Origin of the sequence: Brooklawnia sp. (assembly GCF_032229645.1) — a bacterium.
Classification (GTDB): domain Bacteria; phylum Actinomycetota; class Actinomycetes; order Propionibacteriales; family Propionibacteriaceae; genus Brooklawnia.
On record NZ_JAVTWX010000134.1, the window covers coordinates 1 to 14,907 of the forward strand.

The window sequence follows — 14,907 nt, forward strand, 5'->3', positions numbered from 1 at the left end:
ACATTAAACGACCAATGCGACAGCGTTGTACAAAGTGTGTATCAATAATTCCGTTATTAATAAAACCTAAACCGCCGGTAAGGGCTGATTCGGCAGGCGCGGATAGGGCAAGATTTGCTTCATGTCGTATCTGCGCCAGAACCCCTGCCAGCGGAAGTGCACCTGGGTGGCCGCAGGTGAGGTCCGCGACGGCGGCAGACTCTTTCATTGCCTGAGCTGCGGCTCGGAATGGCTGCGCACCGAGGCATGGACGCCGGCCAACGCCGACGGCGTCGTCCCGCCCGAGGTGCAAGCCGAGCGCGACCGCGGTCACAGGAGCTAGTGGCCCGCACTGGTTTCGGGGTGCGCTGCCAAGAAATCGGCCGCATTCATAACCCTGAGGCCGCCCACGCTGACAAAATGCGCATCATCGGTCACGATGGCATCAAATCCCGCGTCCAGCGCCGTCGCGGCCAAAACAGCGTCGCGGCCGCCTATTGGCGAGCCAGACATCAGCTCGACCGCGCGGCGTGCAATTTTTTCGTCAAACGGGTGAATGGTTACCGATTCGATGAGTTCCCGCCCCATGGTCAGAGCCGTGTCGCGCCTGCCAACACGTACCCGGTGAAAGATGAACTCCTGAACCGTCTCGGCACCAATATGCACCACCAGATCGTCGGCAACTCTTGTCAGCAGCACGCGGGCAGAATCCCGCATTGGGTGCTCCCCGCCCACGGCATGCAAGAAGACCGACGTGTCTACAAAGGCAGCGATCATGAAAATCGCGCAATCAATTCGTCTTCCATGGCTTCCCGCGTCTTTCCCCAGGCACGGTCGTCAAGATCAGGGACCTCGCTCGACGGGTCGTGGGCCAGCAGTTTGCGGACAGCAATGGCCCGCAGGTCCTGGTTCGGAGGAAAGGCCAGATCGATGGCGTCCCTCACAACCGACGCAACACTTCCCCCGCGCCTGTCTGCCTCGGCCGCGATCCGCTGATAACGCTGCTCATCCAGCAGTATCTGAAGTCTACGTTCCATCGTCGACATGTGCATATGTTAGCATGCTCACATATGCACATAACCGGGTGAGCGATCACGTATGGAAATGCATCACAGCTGCGGACGGAAATGCTCCCCGACCTCAGGATCGACCAGGGCCTCCTGGGCGGCCGCGATGCCGTCGACGACCAGCGTCGCGTTCACCGGGACCGAACGCTTGACCAGTGCCAGCCCGACCGGGCCAAGCTCAAAATGCTGCGCAACGGTGCCGACGCGTCCGACCACGCGATCGTTCAGTATGATCTCCGCCCCCGGCTGCGGCAGATCGCCGTCGAAGAGCAACCGCACCAACCGGCGAGGCGGACGACCGAGAGTGTGGACGCGGGCGACCGTCTCCTGGCCGGGATAACATCCTTTGTCGAGGGCCGTTGCGAAGAGTCCCAGCTCGTTCGGCAGGGTCTTCGCATCGGTGTCCAAGCCGATTCTTGGTGTGCCTTCGGCGATCCGCAATGCCTCAAACGCCCACTGCCCCGTCTCGGTCGTCTCCATGGCCTCGATCGTTTCCATGGCATCGGTCGGCCCCGGGAGGATCGCCCACGAGCCGCCGGCGACCGCCCCAGGACGCGCCGCGACCGCCTCGGCAGGAGCCGACACCTCGCGGCCCAGCCACCACAGCCGCAGATCGTCGCGGCTCGCGATCTCCACCGGCGTCCAGAACTTCATCGACTCCAGCCAGCCCACCAGGGACTCCCGGCCACCGGGCTCGGTCCAACACCAGGCGGTCGAGCCGTCATCGAGCAGGCCAAAACCGTGGACGATCTGACCGGTCGGCGACAGCACCAGTGCGTCGGCGCCCTGGCCGGGCTGCAGCGAGCCGAGTGCCTGCGTTGTCAGCGTGTGCAACCAACTCAGTCGCTGCTCGCCTGTGACGGTGAAGAACTCGCGACTCGACAGCAGCACAGCTCCGGCACCGGCGGCCATCGTGCGCTGCTCTATCAGAGGCTGCCCGAAATGCCAGGTCATGCCTGCGTCGGGGCCCTCGTCCAGCTGGATGCGACTCATGCGCGGGCCAATCTCGCCCACATATAGGGCTGCAACTCGACATCGGCGGTGGCCCGGTCGAAGGTCCACAGCAGGTCGCCCTCGACATTGCCGTAGAGCCGGTGCCCGCCGGTGTAGGCCAGCTCGGAGCTGGTGGTGCGAGCCACGACATCGGTAGTCAGCTCAATTTTGGCGCCTTGAACACTGCCAGCCCAGATTTCTGCCCAGCCTTCCGGGTTGGTCAGCACGACGTCCAATTCACCGCTTCCCGCCGGACGCCAGAATCCGCTCTCCATGGTCAGCGGCTCATCGGGCTGGCCCTCGGGGTCCAGCGTCCAGGTCTGCGAAAGGTAGTGCAGGTAGTCTCCCCGGTTGGTCGCAAAATCGATCTGCTGGCCGAACTCGAAATCACCGGTACCGGGCCAGCTGCCATGCCCGTTGCCCTGCCAGCTGCCGATCAGCCACGCCAGCGGCATCAGCGCCGAGTTGAGGTCCGAGTCAATTTCGAAGGCCACGTCTGCTCCTGTCTTTGCTTCTGGTCTGCTGCTTATCGCTGGTAGCCCACAGCACCTGCCACAGCCCGATCAGCGCGCTCAGCCCTATCAGGGCAGTCACGACGACGAGCACGATCACGGTGAACAGGGCCACCCCGCAAGCTTAGGTCGTCCGCAGAACCAGGTCGTCCGGACGACTACCCGGCTCCACATCCGCCTGCGGCTTCCCCCCGAGCTCAGCACCTGCTATTCGTAGGGCATGCGCGTCCTACTGCAACGAGCGAGTTCGGCAAGAGTCGTGGTCGACGGCCAGGTGACGGGCGAGTTGGCTCGTCCGGGTCTGTTGGCCCTGGTCGGCATCACCCACGATGACGACGAGCAGATCGTTGCCAAGATGGCCGACAAAACCTGGGGGCTGCGCATCCTCGATGACGAGAAGTCCGCCAGCGATGTCAACGCGCCAATCCTGGTGGTCAGCCAGTTCACGCTCTATGCGACCACCCGTAAGGGACGACGACCCTCATGGAACAAGGCGGCTCCGGGGCCGATCAGCGAGCCACTGGTGGACGCCTACTGTGCCGCACTGCGCAGGCTCGGCGCAGAGGTATCGACGGGGATCTTCGGCGCTGACATGAAAGTCGAGCTTGTCAACGACGGTCCAGTTACGATCCTCCTCGACTCCGCGGATTGGGGATCGGTATCCTAGAGGGAGTTTCCATGACTGCGTGAGCATTCGGCTTCACGAAGTTACCCCGAACAAGCGGCGGAGTGTGATGCGCGTGGCAGAGATCGTCTTCGTCACGCCGGCCAGTGGCCAGGCGAGTGCGACGCCTCCCCCCAGCGCCCTCGGGCTGCTCAATCACACTGTGCATCCGGTGATCGGAGGCGATCAGGCGATCGCGTTCCCCCTCAGCTCCGCGATCCTCATCGTCGATGCGCGTTCCGACCTCGCAGCCGCGCGCGCCACCTGCCAGCTACTGGTGAACGGCACAGCAGGGTGGCCGCTGTTACTACTGATCCCGGCGAGTGGACTATCGGTGGTTGCCCCCGACTGGCATATCCAGGACTTCATCCTCGATGACGCCGGGCCGTCCGAATACGATGCCCGCATCAAGCTGCTGATGGCCACCACATCGACTGCCAACGTGCTCAGCGCCGGTCCCGTGGTCATCGACGAGGACGCCTATGTCGCCACGGTGGGTGGCCAGCCGCTGGACCTCACCTATACCGAGTTCGAGCTACTGAAATACCTCGTGGCCCACCCCGGCCGGGTGCTGACACGCGAGCAGTTGCTCAGCGAAGTCTGGGGCTATGACTACTTCGGAGGCACCCGTACCGTCGACGTGCATATCCGGCGGCTGCGCGCCAAACTCGGGGCGGAATTCGACTCCTACATCGGCACGGTTCGCAACGTCGGCTACAGATTCGCGGTAGACAGGCAGTTATGACCGTCATCACCCGCCACGGCGACCTGCAGGAAGACAGCTTGGCTGCGGTGGCGGAACTGGCCGCCAAGGCCATGCATGCCGACGGGACTCAGCCACTCAACGAGGCCGCGCGGCTGGCACTGGCCGGACGCGGCAGCGGGCAGGTCGCCCATTGGCTGGCCGTCTCATCCGACCCGGCGGCCCCGCTTGCCGGCTATGCCCAGCTCGACGTGCGCGACGGCAGCGTCCAACTCGTCGTCGATCCCGACCAGCGTCGGCAGGGCATCGGACGAGCACTGGCCAACCGGATCATTGCCGCCGATCACCCCGCACTGTGGTGGGCGTTCGGCGATCTGCCCCCAGCGCGGGGGCTCGCGTCCGCTCTCGGGCTCAGGGTCGTGCGCGGGCTGCTGATCATGCGGCTCGACGTCGCCGGATCCGGGCTGACCGAGGCGGTCGGGATGCCGGAAGGCTTCGTCATTGACCATTTCAAGCCGGCCGACCTCGATCAACTGGTTGCCGTGAACGCTGCGGCCTTCGCGCATCACCCGGAACAGGGGGCTTTGGCCGCAGCCGATTTCGAGGCCCGGATGGGCGAGCCCTGGCACCGCGACACCGACCTGCTGGTCGCCCGCCAGACCACCTCCGGCCAGTTGGTGGGCTATCACTGGACGAAGGTCGAAGGACACGAGGGTGAGGTCTACGTCATCGGCGTGCGCCCGGACGTGAATGGTCGCGGGCTTGGCAGAGCACTGTTGGAGGCCGGTATCATTCACATGCACAATCGGGGCGCATCGAGCATCGATCTGTACGTCGAAGCGGCCAACAAACGAGTGGTCGAGATGTACCGTGCAGCAGGGTTTGAGGTCACCCACACCGATGTCTGCTACGGCTATGGCAAGGAGGATTGATGTCACTGCAGGCAGATGTCCCGGTCGTGGACGACCTTCCTGGGGGTCGCTACTCCGACCGCGAACTCAGCTGGCTGGCGTTCAACAACCGGGTGCTCGATCTTGCGAAGGACGCCTCGCGCATCCCGCTGCTCGAACGCGCGAAGTTCTTGGCGATCTTCTCGTCCAACCTCGACGAGTTCTTCATGGTGCGGGTCGCAGGCCTCAAACGACGCATCGACGCCGACGTCGCGGTGCCCTCACCGGCAGGGATACTGCCACGCGATCTGCACGACACGATCCTCGCCCGAACTGCCGAGTTGGTCGCCGACCAGGCCCGGGTCTTCGCCGAGGACGTGCGTCCGGCTCTGGAAGCCGAGGGCATCAAGCTCCTCGACTGGGCCGAACTCACTGCGGATGAACAGCGGCGCATGCACGAACTGTTCACCGAACGCATCTTCCCCGTGCTGACACCGCTTGCGGTCGATTCCTCGCACCCGTTCCCCTATATCTCGGGCCTGTCGATCAATCTCGCAGTGCTGCTGAACCACCCCACCACAGAGGGACGTCAGTTCGCCCGAATCAAGCTTCCCAGCATCCTCGCGCGGTTCGTGTCGCTCGGCGGTGGTCGATTCATCCCACTCGAGAAGCTGATCATCGAGCATCTGGACGAAGTCTTCGTGGGGATGCAGGTGCTGCAATACACCACCTTCCGGGTGACCCGCAACGAAGACGTCGAGGTCGAGGAAGACGATGCCGAGAACATCTTGTTCGCGCTCGAGAAGGAGTTGCTCAGCCGCAAGGTCGGACGATCCCCGGTGCGTCTGGAAGTCGAGGAGACCATCAATGACGAGATGCTCGACCTGCTGACCAGCGAGCTGGATATCTCCGAGAAGGAAGTCTTCAAGCTTCCGGCGCCGCTGGATCTGACCGGACTATTCGCGCTGACCGGGGTGGAGCGGGAGAACCTCAGCTACCCCGGTTTCCTGCCCAAGACCCACCCTGACCTGCTGATGGGCATCGAATCGAGCAAACCGGCCGACATCTTCAAGGCGCTGCGCAAGAAGGACGTACTCGTCCAGCATCCCTATGACTCGTTCGCGACCAGCGTGCAACGCCTGGCCGAGCAGGCTGCATCTGATCCGCGGGTGCTGGCGATCAAGCAGACCCTCTACCGAACCAGCGGCGACTCCCCCATCATCGACGCCCTCATCGAGGCCGCTATGGCGGGCAAGCAGGTGCTGGCGCTGGTCGAGATCAAGGCTCGTTTCGACGAGCAAGCCAACATCGCTTGGGCGCGCAAGCTGGAGAAGTACGGCGTCCATGTCGTTTACGGCATGGTCGGGCTGAAGACCCACTCCAAGCTGATGCTCATCGTGCGCGACGAGCCGGACGGCCTTCGCCGCTATGCGCACATCGGCACCGGCAACTACAATCCGAAGACCGCCCGGATGTATGAGGACATGGGCCTGCTGACCAGCAACCCGATCATCACCGATGACGTGGCGCGACTCTTCAACCACCTGTCGGGTATGACCCGCGAAACCAACTACCGTCGGTTGCTCGTCGCCCCGGCAGGCATCCGCACCGGGCTGATCGCCAATATCGACCACGAAATCGCGAACCATCGTGCCGGTTTGCCGGCCCGCATCCGCATCAAGGTCAACTCCGTGGTGGACGAGGCCGTCATCGACGCGCTCTACCGGGCCTCGAACGTCGGAGTGCCGGTCGACATGTGGGTTCGGGGTATCTGCGCGGTGCGCCCGGGCGTGCCCGGAATCAGCGAGAACCTGCGGGTGCGCTCGATCCTCGGACGCTTCCTCGAACACTCGAGGCTCTTCTGGTTCGAGAACGGTGGCAATCCGTCGGTCGGTATCGGCAGTTCCGATCTCATGCACCGCAATCTGGACCGCCGCGTCGAGGCGATCGTCTCTATCACCAACCCGGGTCATATCGCCCAGATCGGCGAGCTGTTCGACCTGGCCTTCGATGATCAGACCGTCAGTTGGCGGCTGCACGACCAGGACTGGATGCAGGTCACCACCGACGAGAATGGCACGCCGCTACGTGACCTGCAGGAGTTCCTGATCGCGCGTGTCTCGACCCGGCGGCACTAAGCATGACGCGGGTGATCAATGCGAGCGGCGCAGTCGTATTGCGCGGTAAGGCTGACCATCGCGAAGTGCTGGTGGTGCACCGCCCGTCATACAACGACTGGAGCCTGCCCAAGGGCAAGATGCTGCCGGACGAGTACCTCGCGGTGACCGCGGTCCGTGAGGTCAGCGAAGAGACCGGGCACACCGTCCGGCTGCTGCGTCCGCTGTCGACGGCACGCTACCCCATCAACTCACATGTCAAGGTCGTGCAGTGGTGGCTGGCGGAGCCGGCCACCGACAAGGTCACCGGCCACGACAACGAAGCCGACAAAGTGGAATGGTGGCCGGTCAGCAAGGCCATCCGCGAACTGAGCTATGACGACGATGTGCAGACGATCGTCCAAGGAGTGCGTGAGCCGCCCACCAAGCCCTTGTTCATCGTCCGTCATGCCAAGGCGATGAACCGCAAGCAATGGCAGGGACGCGACGCCGACCGTCGGCTGACCGAACGCGGTCGCCGCCAGGCGAAGGCGCTGGCCGGTCTACTGCAGGCCTTCGAGGTGGGCGAGCTGGCCAGTTCCAGTTCGAACCGGTGCATGAAGACACTCACACCCTATGCGCAACACGCCGGGCTCGAGATCCGCGCGTTCGATGCGTTGAGTGAGGAATCCGCCGTCGAGAGCCCCAAAGGGGTGCTGCGCACCATGTCCGAACTGACAGAGCTGTCGCGCCGGGCCAAGCGTCCGCTGGCGATCTGCGGGCATCGTCCGGTGCTGCCCGCGATGTTCGGCACCCTCGGGGTCACCCAAGACCGCACATTGCGTCCTGGCGAGGTCGCCATCGTCTACTCCGACCAGAGTGGCCTCCCCGTCCGAACGCTCTATATCGCGCCCCGACTGTGACGCTGCGCCGCCGAGCAAGGGTACATCTGCTGTTAACCCCCCGTTCACCGTGGACTGGCGATCTCGTCACTGGCGCCATCTAGGTTCGGTCACGAAGGCCACTCAAAGGCCTTGCAGCAAACCTCGGAACCCGAAGGGAACCCATTGTGAAGACTGTGCGTGCGGGCGGAGCTCTAGCTGCCGCTGTTGCGCTGACGCTGTCGGCTTGCGCCACCAACGAAACCGCCACCCCGAGCTCCTCTGACACGAGTGTCGGCAGCAGCCTGTCCGGAACTCTCCAGGGCACCGGCGCGAGCTCGGCGAAGGCCGCCCAAGAGGTCTGGCGGGCCGCCTTCCAGACCGCGAACCCAGGGGTTACCGTCAACTACTCTCCCGACGGCTCCGGCGCCGGACGCACCGCTTTCAGCGATGGCGGCGCAGTATTCGCCGGCTCCGATCGGGCGTTGACCGACGACGAGATGACCGGCACCTTCGCCAACTGCGCCGCCGGCACGCTCCCGCTCAACCTGCCGATCTACGTCTCTCCCATCGCCATCGTCTTCAACGTCGACGGTGTCTCCGATCTGCAGCTCAGCGCGGAGGTGATCGCGAAGATCTTCCGCGGCGAGATCTCCAACTGGAACGATCCCGCGATCGCCGCGCTCAACTCGGGCACGACGCTGCCCGACCTGGCCATCACCCCCGTGCATCGCTCCGACAACTCGGGCACCACCGAGAACTTCACCGCCACGCTGGCCGAGGTCGCCGCAGAGGTTTGGACCGACAAGGCGTCGGGTGACTGGCCGGCGTCGCTGGCCGGCGAGGCTGCGCAGGGTACCTCCGGCGTCATTGCTGCGGTGCGGAACGGCTCCGGAACCATCGGTTACGCCGACGAGTCGGGCGTGGAGGCCGGCATGGCCATGGCGACCTACGTCACGGATGCCTCATCGTCCGCCGTCGGGCCCGAAGCCGATGCGGCCGCCGCGATCGTCGAGGCCTCTTCCCGGGTCGCCGGACGCGAAGCCAACGACTGGGCCCTGGAGCTCGACCGCAACGCGGCGGGCTACCCGTTCGTCCTGGTCTCCTACGCGATCGTCTGCCAGCAGTACAACGATGCTGCCGCCGGTGAACTGGTGAACGCCTACATCAGCTATGTTGTGTCGGACGCCGGTCAGCAGGCCGCCGTTCCGCAGGCAGGCAACGCGCCGTTGTCGGGTTCCCTGGCCACCGGCGTGCAGGCGGCCGCCGCGTCCATCAAGTGAGCGCCTGACCTCATTTTCAGTGCGAGCGACGATACTCGGTTCCGGTCCTAGGCTGGAACTGAGCATCGTCGTCGGCTGAGCGTCGTCTCTCAAGATGCGTCCGGAGATTCCATGACAATTGAACCCCAGCCGGTCGAGACAACCGACCAGGCATCCGAACAATCCCTCACGTCCGATCGCGGGCACATCGGGGATTCGATCTTCAAGGGCATTTCCGTCGGATCAGGCGGCCTCATCCTGGTCATCCTTGCCGCGGTGGCGCTCTTTCTCATCGTGCAGGCCATACCCGCATTCCTGGGGGATCCTCGGTATCAGCACTACGGCAATACCTGGACCTATGTCGCGCCCTATCTCTTCGGCACGATCTGGGCGAGCTTCCTCGCGCTGCTCATCGCGGTCCCGGTCGCCGTCGGAATCGCGCTCTACATTTCGCATTACGCGCCCAAACGGCTGAGCACACCGGTGGCCTTCGTCATCGACCTGCTCGCCGCAGTGCCGTCGGTAGTCTTCGGCCTGTGGGGCATCAACACGCTGGCGCCTCTGCTGGTGCCCAGCTACCAGTGGCTGAATGCCCACCTGGGCTGGATCCCCGTCTTCAGCGGCGCGGTGTCCGGCACCGGGCGTACCATGCTGACCGCAGCGCTGGTATTGGCCATCATGATCTTGCCGATCATCACGTCGCTGGCCCGCGAGGTCTTCCTGCGCACCCCAGGACTGCAAGAAGAGGCATCACTGGCCCTCGGCGCGACCCGCTGGGAGATGATCAAGCAGGTGGTGCTTCCGTTCGGCAGGTCGGGTATCGTCTCGGCGTCGATGTTGGGGCTCGGACGCGCATTGGGTGAAACCATGGCCGTCGCCATGGTGCTGTCGGGCGGCCGCCACATCAGCTTCCAGCTGCTGACCTCCCAGAATCCGAACACCATCGCGGCCAATATCGCGCTGAGTTTCCCCGAAGCCGACGGCTTCGCCGTCCCGCAACTGATCGCCACCGGTCTGGTCCTGTTCGTCATCACCTTCGCCGTGAACATGGCTGGACGCGCGATCACCCGCGGCCCGAAAACCAGCCGCGCCGACCGCGAGCGGAAGCGCGCAGGCAAGGAGCCGAAGTGAGCGCCATCAACGTGAATACCCCTCAAGAGCCGGGAACGACACCGCCCTACCGCTCGGCTCATGTGCACCTGACCTCCGGCCAGCTTCCCAAGCACACCGATATCGCCCTGCTGGTGGTCGCCATCTGCGTGAGCGCTGCCGTGCTCGCCTTGCTGGGTGCGTTCAGCCTTGCCGGGAGCGCAGTATTTGGCGTAGTCATCTTCCTGATCACCAGCTACGCGCTCTCGTTCGCTGTCGAGGGACGCCGCCGGGCCGCGAACCGACTGGCCCGCTACATCATCATGGGCGCCTTCATTATCGCGCTGATCCCGCTGGTCTCGCTGCTGGTCGAGGTCACCTCGCGAGGCCTGGCGCGCTTCGACTGGAGCTATTTCACGATGTCGAAGCGCAATATCGTCGGTGCGGGCGGTGGTGCATCTCATGCCATCACCGGCACCCTGATAGTCACAGGACTGGCCACCTTGGTCTCCGTCCCGGTCGGGCTGCTGACTGCCATCTACCTGGTCGAATACGGCCGCGGCTGGGTCAAGCGGACGATCACCTTCCTGGTCGACGTCATGACGGGCATCCCCTCGATCGTGGCCGGGCTGTTCGCCTATGGTTTGTTCTCGGTGCTCTTCTCACCCGGATCGAAGTCGGGCCTTGCGGGGGCCGTGGCCTTGTCGGTGCTGATGATCCCCTACGTCGTGCGCAGCAGCGAGGAGATCCTCCGGCTGGTGCCCGACCAGCTGCGCGAAGCGTCCTACGCCTTGGGTGTGACCCGCTGGCGGACGATCGTGAAGGTGGTGCTGCCGACCTCGATCTCTGGCATCGTCTCGGGAGTCATCTTGGCCATCGCACGCGTCATCGGCGAAACCGCGCCGCTGCTGGTGACCATGGGCTTCACCGATTCACTGGTGACCAATCCGCTGCCGTCCGGCGGCGCCAACAATGTGAATCCGATGACCTCGCTGCCGGTGTTCGTTTACTACGAGTACACCCGTCCAGGTAAGCCCCAAGACGCCTTCTTCGATCGCGCCTGGACCGGGGCATTGGTTCTGGTCTTGATCGTCATGCTCCTGAACATCGTCGGCCGGATCGTCGCCAAGAAGTTCGCTCCCAAGATCAATCGTTGAGATCCACGACCAGAAAGCAGAAAGACACTACTAATGGCCAAGCGCATGGAGTTGAAGGACCTCAACATCTACTACGGCTCATTTCTCGCCGTCAAAGGGGTCAACATGGTGATCGAGCCGCGCTCGGTTACCGCATTCATCGGCCCGTCCGGCTGCGGCAAATCGACGGTGCTGCGTAGCCTCGACCGGATGCTCGAACTCACCCCCGGTGGACGGGTCGAGGGCCAGGTGCTGCTCGACGATCAAGACATCTACGCACCGAAGGTCGATCCGGTGCGAGTGCGTCAGCAGGTCGGTATGGTCTTCCAGCAGCCGAACCCGTTCCCGACCATGAGCATCCGCGACAACGTGCTGGCAGGCATCAAGCTGAACGCCCGCAAGATGCCCAAGCCACAGCAGAACGTTGTGGTGGAGCGCTCGCTGAGGAGCGCGAACCTGTGGAATGAGGTGAAAGACCGGCTGGATGCCCCAGGCAATGGACTGTCCGGGGGCCAGCAGCAACGGCTGTGCATTGCGCGCGCCATCGCGATCGAGCCCGAGGTGCTGCTGATGGATGAACCCTGCTCGGCCCTGGACCCGATCTCCACGCTGGCCATCGAGGACCTGATCCAAGAACTGAAGGAGAACTTCACCGTCGTCATCGTGACCCACAACATGCAGCAGGCATCGCGGGTTTCCGACAAGACCGGCTTCTTCAACATCGAGGGCACCGGTAAACCCGGACAGCTGATCGAGTTCGACTACACGGAGAAGATCTTCACCAACCCGTCGCAGCCCGACACCGAGCGCTACATCACCGGTCAGTTCGGCTGATTCAGGGGTTCGTCGGCCCGACGAGAGCGACGAGCGTGACTAACTACATGCGATCGGAGCCGAATTCGGTCGCTGAATCGATTAAGCACCTCGATTGGTGCCACATCGCATGTAGTTAGTCACGCCGAGCAGTTCATCAGGCCGAGATCCGACTTGAGTTCGAGCACCCTGGCCGCCTTGGTGGCGATCTGGGCGGCGAGCTTCGGATCGGCCTGGGCCGCAGACAGCGTCGTGTCGACCATCTGCTGGGCGGCCACCGCGTCGGCCACCACTGCCATGTCGCCGCCGGCCTTCAGGAACATCAGTCCGCGATCAGCGGCCGGGTAGTTCTCGACAGCCACGGCTGCACCCAGATCGTCCGAGACCACGACCCCATCGAAACCCATTCGCTCCCGCAGTATCCCGGTCACGATGGCCGACGAGAAGACTGCCGGATTGTCCGGATCGACCTGGTCGTAGACCGCCGACGAGACCATCACCGACGATGCGCCGGCATCGATCGCTGCCTGGAAGCTCGTCAGATCGGCCGCGGTCAGCTGACTCGTCTGGTCGTGCCCGACCGCGAAATCGGTGTTCTCATTGACATTCCCGAGACCCGGGAAATGCTTGGCGCTGCTGGCGACCCCCGAATCGCTGAGCCCCGTGATCACCTCGGCGACCTTGTCACCGACCGTTGCCGGATCAGAGCCGTAGCCGCGCTCAAGTTGCCCGATCGCCGCATTGTTGGCGGCCTGCCCGGCCGGCACCACATCGGCCACCGGCGCGAGATTCCAGTTCACGCCGGCGTCTCGAAGTTCCTGCCCCCAGCGCTGCCAGCTAGCCCGCAGCTCGGCATCATCCAGGGACGCTTGGTCGACCGCCGAAGGAATCGTGTCGAAGCCGGGGCCACTGAGCTTCTGCACCAGGCCGCCTTCTTGATCGGTCGCGATCAGCAACGGAATGCCGGGCGCGAAATCCTGCAGCTGCTGGGTCTCCGCCTGCACGGCCGCCAACCCGGCGGTACGGTTGCCCAGCAGGATCACCGCACCGTTGCCACTGGCATTGATCTGAGCAGCCGCCTGATCGACGTCTGCGCCTGCCATCAGCACGGTCATATAGAGCTGCCCGACCTGCTCAGCCAGGCTGAGCTGTTGGGCGTATGACAGGCACGCTGTCGCGGGATCGATGATCGACGACTCGCCGGTGGTCGAGGCAGCTGTACTCGACGCCGGGGCGCTCGCGGCCGGGTTGGGCGTACCCGAGCCGGTGTCGGCGGTGCCGCCCGAGCCGCTCGGGCCCGGGGCGCAACCAGCCAGTCCCAGCGCGAAAACGAGGATTCCCGCAGTCCACCAGCCTCGGCTCACGGCCGCTCGCTCCGCTCAGCGGCCGCGTTCAGCACTCCCAGCAGAGCGTTCTCGACCACCTCGCTCAGCGCCGGATGAATCCAGTACTGACCCTTCGCCACCTCGCTGATCGTTTGGCCCAGGCTCATTGCCTGGATCAGCGGCTGGATCAAGACGGTCGCCTCCGGGCCGACGATATGGGCACCGAACAGGTGCTCGCCGGCCGGGTCGGCCAGCAGCTTGACGAAATGTTCTGTGTCGTTGATCGCCCAACCGTACGCCACCGAGGCGTAGTCCTGAACGTGCGCGATGAAATCGACGCCGGCGTCCCGCAGTTCCTCTTCGGTGGCTCCGACCGTGGCGATCTGCGGCTCTGTGAAGATGCCCTCCGGCACGAAACGCTCGTCGCGCTCGGTCAGCTGGCCTCCGGCACGTTCGGCGAGCAGGTTTCGTTTGACCAGGCGGGCCTGAGCATTCGCGAGATGCTTGAGCATCTTTGGCGAGCAGACATCGCCGAGCGCCCAGATATGCCGGACCGGGGTACGCAGGTATTCGTCCACCGGGATGAAGCCTTCCTCGTCGAGGACCATCCCGGCTTTGTCTACACGCAACTGGTCACCATTGGGAATGCGTCCTTGGCAGACCAGCACCGCGTCCGCCGGATAGGTGTATTCGATGCCGTAGGAGTCCTGGGTGCAGATGACCACTCCGCCCAGATCGTCCGAATCGAGCCCGGTGACGGTCTGGTTGAGCCGGAGCACCATCCGGTTGGCCAGTTCTTCGGTGACCTTGACGCCGATCGCGGAGTCGAGAGCGCGCAGCAGCGGCTCGCGGCGGCAGATGATGGAAACCTGGGAGCCCATCCCGGCGAAGATGTGGCCGAATTCGACCGCCTCGACGCCACCGCCGAGGATCACCAATCGCTGGGGCAATTCGTCTGTGCGCATGATCGATTCCGACGTGTGCACGAAACCCTGCAGATAGGGGTCGTCGAAGCCCGGCGCGCTCACCTGACGCGGACGCGAACCAGCCGCGATGACGATACGGTCGGCGGTGATCTGCCGATGCCCGACGCGCACGGTGTGGGCGTCCACGAAGGTGGCGGACCCGAAGAGCACCTGCACGTTCGGACGCCTCGCGACTCCGGCCAACCCGGACGCCGAGATCGAATCGGTGCGGCCGAAAGTGCGCGACTGGATGGCCTTGAAGTCGACGTTCATCAGGTTCAGGCCGACATCGATCCGGGCGGCCGATAGCGGTGCCATGGAAAAGCTGGCGGGCACCGAGAGCATCTTGGAGGGGATACAGCCAGCGTTCAGGCAGGTGCCGCCGAAGGCGTCGTTGGGGCCGATGCCGTCGTCGATGAGGGCGATCTGCCAGTCGTTGATGTCATCGTCGATCAGCGACAGGCCGGAACCCGACCCGATGATGCAGAGATCGACATGATCGGCGGCAGATGGTGTGTCATGCATGCGGGTC

17 protein-coding genes are annotated in these 14,907 nt (G+C 64.2%); 10 read left to right on the plus strand and 7 right to left on the minus strand.

All coding sequences use genetic code 11. From position 1 onward, the window contains the following. Window positions 1-121 precede the first annotated feature (121 nt). Window positions 122-322, plus strand: coding sequence for a hypothetical protein (locus tag AAFP05_RS10575; protein WP_341729833.1), 201 nt, complete (start codon window positions 122-124; stop codon window positions 320-322). Here the strand turns inward: AAFP05_RS10575 and AAFP05_RS10580 are convergent. The 5 genes from AAFP05_RS10580 to AAFP05_RS10600 all read right to left on the minus strand — a co-directional run bounded on the left by AAFP05_RS10580 (window position 319) and on the right by AAFP05_RS10600 (window position 2,666). Beyond that, on the minus strand, window positions 319-756 hold the full coding sequence (locus AAFP05_RS10580; protein WP_341729834.1) for a type II toxin-antitoxin system VapC family toxin: 438 nt from the start codon (window positions 754-756) through the stop codon (window positions 319-321). The two genes, AAFP05_RS10575 and AAFP05_RS10580, sit on opposite strands and share 4 nt — an antisense overlap. Continuing rightward, entirely contained in the window at window positions 753-1,025 is a 273-nt protein-coding gene (locus tag AAFP05_RS10585; protein ID WP_341729835.1) for a hypothetical protein, read from the minus strand. The genes AAFP05_RS10580 and AAFP05_RS10585 overlap by 4 nt, the downstream gene beginning before the upstream one ends. Window positions 1,026-1,088: 63 nt before the next feature. Continuing rightward, on the minus strand, window positions 1,089-2,039 hold the full coding sequence (locus AAFP05_RS10590; RefSeq protein WP_341729836.1) for a folate-binding protein: 951 nt from the start codon (window positions 2,037-2,039) through the stop codon (window positions 1,089-1,091). After that, on the minus strand, window positions 2,036-2,533 hold the full coding sequence (locus AAFP05_RS10595) for an FABP family protein (protein ID WP_341729837.1): 498 nt from the start codon (window positions 2,531-2,533) through the stop codon (window positions 2,036-2,038). Before AAFP05_RS10595 ends, AAFP05_RS10590 begins: the two co-directional genes overlap by 4 nt. Beyond that, on the minus strand, window positions 2,517-2,666 hold the full coding sequence (locus AAFP05_RS10600) for a hypothetical protein (protein ID WP_341729838.1): 150 nt from the start codon (window positions 2,664-2,666) through the stop codon (window positions 2,517-2,519). The genes AAFP05_RS10595 and AAFP05_RS10600 overlap by 17 nt, the downstream gene beginning before the upstream one ends. A gap of 105 nt (window positions 2,667-2,771) precedes the next feature. Between AAFP05_RS10600 and dtd the strand changes: the two genes are divergently transcribed. The 9 genes from dtd (at window position 2,772) to pstB (ending at window position 12,106) form a co-directional block, all read left to right on the plus strand. Further along, window positions 2,772-3,218, plus strand: coding sequence for a D-aminoacyl-tRNA deacylase (gene dtd, locus AAFP05_RS10605; RefSeq protein WP_341729839.1), 447 nt, complete (start codon window positions 2,772-2,774; stop codon window positions 3,216-3,218). 19 nt (window positions 3,219-3,237) lie between these two features. Beyond that, window positions 3,238-3,960, plus strand: a complete 723-nt coding sequence (locus AAFP05_RS10610; protein WP_341729840.1) for a response regulator transcription factor — start codon at window positions 3,238-3,240, stop codon at window positions 3,958-3,960. Next, on the plus strand, window positions 3,957-4,850 hold the full coding sequence (gene mshD / locus AAFP05_RS10615) for a mycothiol synthase (RefSeq protein ID WP_341729841.1): 894 nt from the start codon (window positions 3,957-3,959) through the stop codon (window positions 4,848-4,850). The genes AAFP05_RS10610 and mshD overlap by 4 nt, the downstream gene beginning before the upstream one ends. Next, entirely contained in the window at window positions 4,850-6,946 is a 2,097-nt protein-coding gene (locus AAFP05_RS10620) for an RNA degradosome polyphosphate kinase (RefSeq protein WP_341729842.1), read from the plus strand. Before mshD ends, AAFP05_RS10620 begins: the two co-directional genes overlap by 1 nt. Window positions 6,947-6,957: 11 nt before the next feature. After that, a complete protein-coding gene (locus tag AAFP05_RS10625) occupies window positions 6,958-7,827 on the plus strand; it encodes an NUDIX hydrolase (RefSeq protein WP_341729843.1) in 870 nt (289 codons plus the stop codon). Between the two features lie 146 nt (window positions 7,828-7,973). Further along, window positions 7,974-9,068, plus strand: coding sequence for a phosphate ABC transporter substrate-binding protein PstS (gene pstS / locus AAFP05_RS10630; RefSeq protein ID WP_341729844.1), 1,095 nt, complete (start codon window positions 7,974-7,976; stop codon window positions 9,066-9,068). 111 nt (window positions 9,069-9,179) lie between these two features. After that, window positions 9,180-10,178 carry a phosphate ABC transporter permease subunit PstC gene (gene pstC / locus AAFP05_RS10635; RefSeq protein ID WP_341729845.1) on the plus strand — a complete coding sequence of 333 codons (999 nt, stop codon included), beginning with the start codon at window positions 9,180-9,182 and terminating at the stop codon, window positions 10,176-10,178. Further along, the gene (gene pstA, locus AAFP05_RS10640) at window positions 10,175-11,293 is read left to right on the plus strand and encodes a phosphate ABC transporter permease PstA (protein WP_341729846.1); all 1,119 of its coding nucleotides are present in this window, start codon (window positions 10,175-10,177) and stop codon (window positions 11,291-11,293) included. The genes pstC and pstA overlap by 4 nt, the downstream gene beginning before the upstream one ends. 33 nt (window positions 11,294-11,326) lie before the next feature. Further along, window positions 11,327-12,106, plus strand: coding sequence for a phosphate ABC transporter ATP-binding protein PstB (pstB, locus tag AAFP05_RS10645; protein WP_341729847.1), 780 nt, complete (start codon window positions 11,327-11,329; stop codon window positions 12,104-12,106). 119 nt (window positions 12,107-12,225) lie between these two features. On the opposite strand, the gene AAFP05_RS10650 is transcribed toward pstB, so the two are convergent. Further along, entirely contained in the window at window positions 12,226-13,449 is a 1,224-nt protein-coding gene (locus AAFP05_RS10650; RefSeq protein WP_341729848.1) for a glycoside hydrolase family 3 N-terminal domain-containing protein, read from the minus strand. After that, entirely contained in the window at window positions 13,446-14,900 is a 1,455-nt protein-coding gene (locus tag AAFP05_RS10655; protein ID WP_341729849.1) for a mycothione reductase, read from the minus strand. The genes AAFP05_RS10650 and AAFP05_RS10655 overlap by 4 nt, the downstream gene beginning before the upstream one ends. Window positions 14,901-14,907: the final 7 nt, after the last annotated feature.

Excerpts from the sequence above, each read along its gene's own strand:
- AAFP05_RS10575 (WP_341729833.1), top strand. The coding sequence starts at position 122 with ATGTCGTATCTGCGCCAGAACCCCTGCCAGCGGAAGTGCACCTGGGTG.
- AAFP05_RS10580 (WP_341729834.1), bottom strand. The coding sequence starts at position 756 with ATGATCGCTGCCTTTGTAGACACGTCGGTCTTCTTGCATGCCGTGGGC.
- AAFP05_RS10585 (WP_341729835.1), bottom strand. The coding sequence starts at position 1,025 with ATGTCGACGATGGAACGTAGACTTCAGATACTGCTGGATGAGCAGCGT.
- AAFP05_RS10590 (WP_341729836.1), bottom strand. The coding sequence starts at position 2,039 with ATGAGTCGCATCCAGCTGGACGAGGGCCCCGACGCAGGCATGACCTGG.
- dtd (WP_341729839.1), top strand. The coding sequence starts at position 2,772 with ATGCGCGTCCTACTGCAACGAGCGAGTTCGGCAAGAGTCGTGGTCGAC.
- mshD (WP_341729841.1), top strand. The coding sequence starts at position 3,957 with ATGACCGTCATCACCCGCCACGGCGACCTGCAGGAAGACAGCTTGGCT.
- AAFP05_RS10620 (WP_341729842.1), top strand. The coding sequence starts at position 4,850 with ATGTCACTGCAGGCAGATGTCCCGGTCGTGGACGACCTTCCTGGGGGT.
- pstC (WP_341729845.1), top strand. The coding sequence starts at position 9,180 with ATGACAATTGAACCCCAGCCGGTCGAGACAACCGACCAGGCATCCGAA.
- pstB (WP_341729847.1), top strand. The coding sequence starts at position 11,327 with ATGGCCAAGCGCATGGAGTTGAAGGACCTCAACATCTACTACGGCTCA.
- AAFP05_RS10655 (WP_341729849.1), bottom strand. The coding sequence starts at position 14,900 with ATGCATGACACACCATCTGCCGCCGATCATGTCGATCTCTGCATCATC.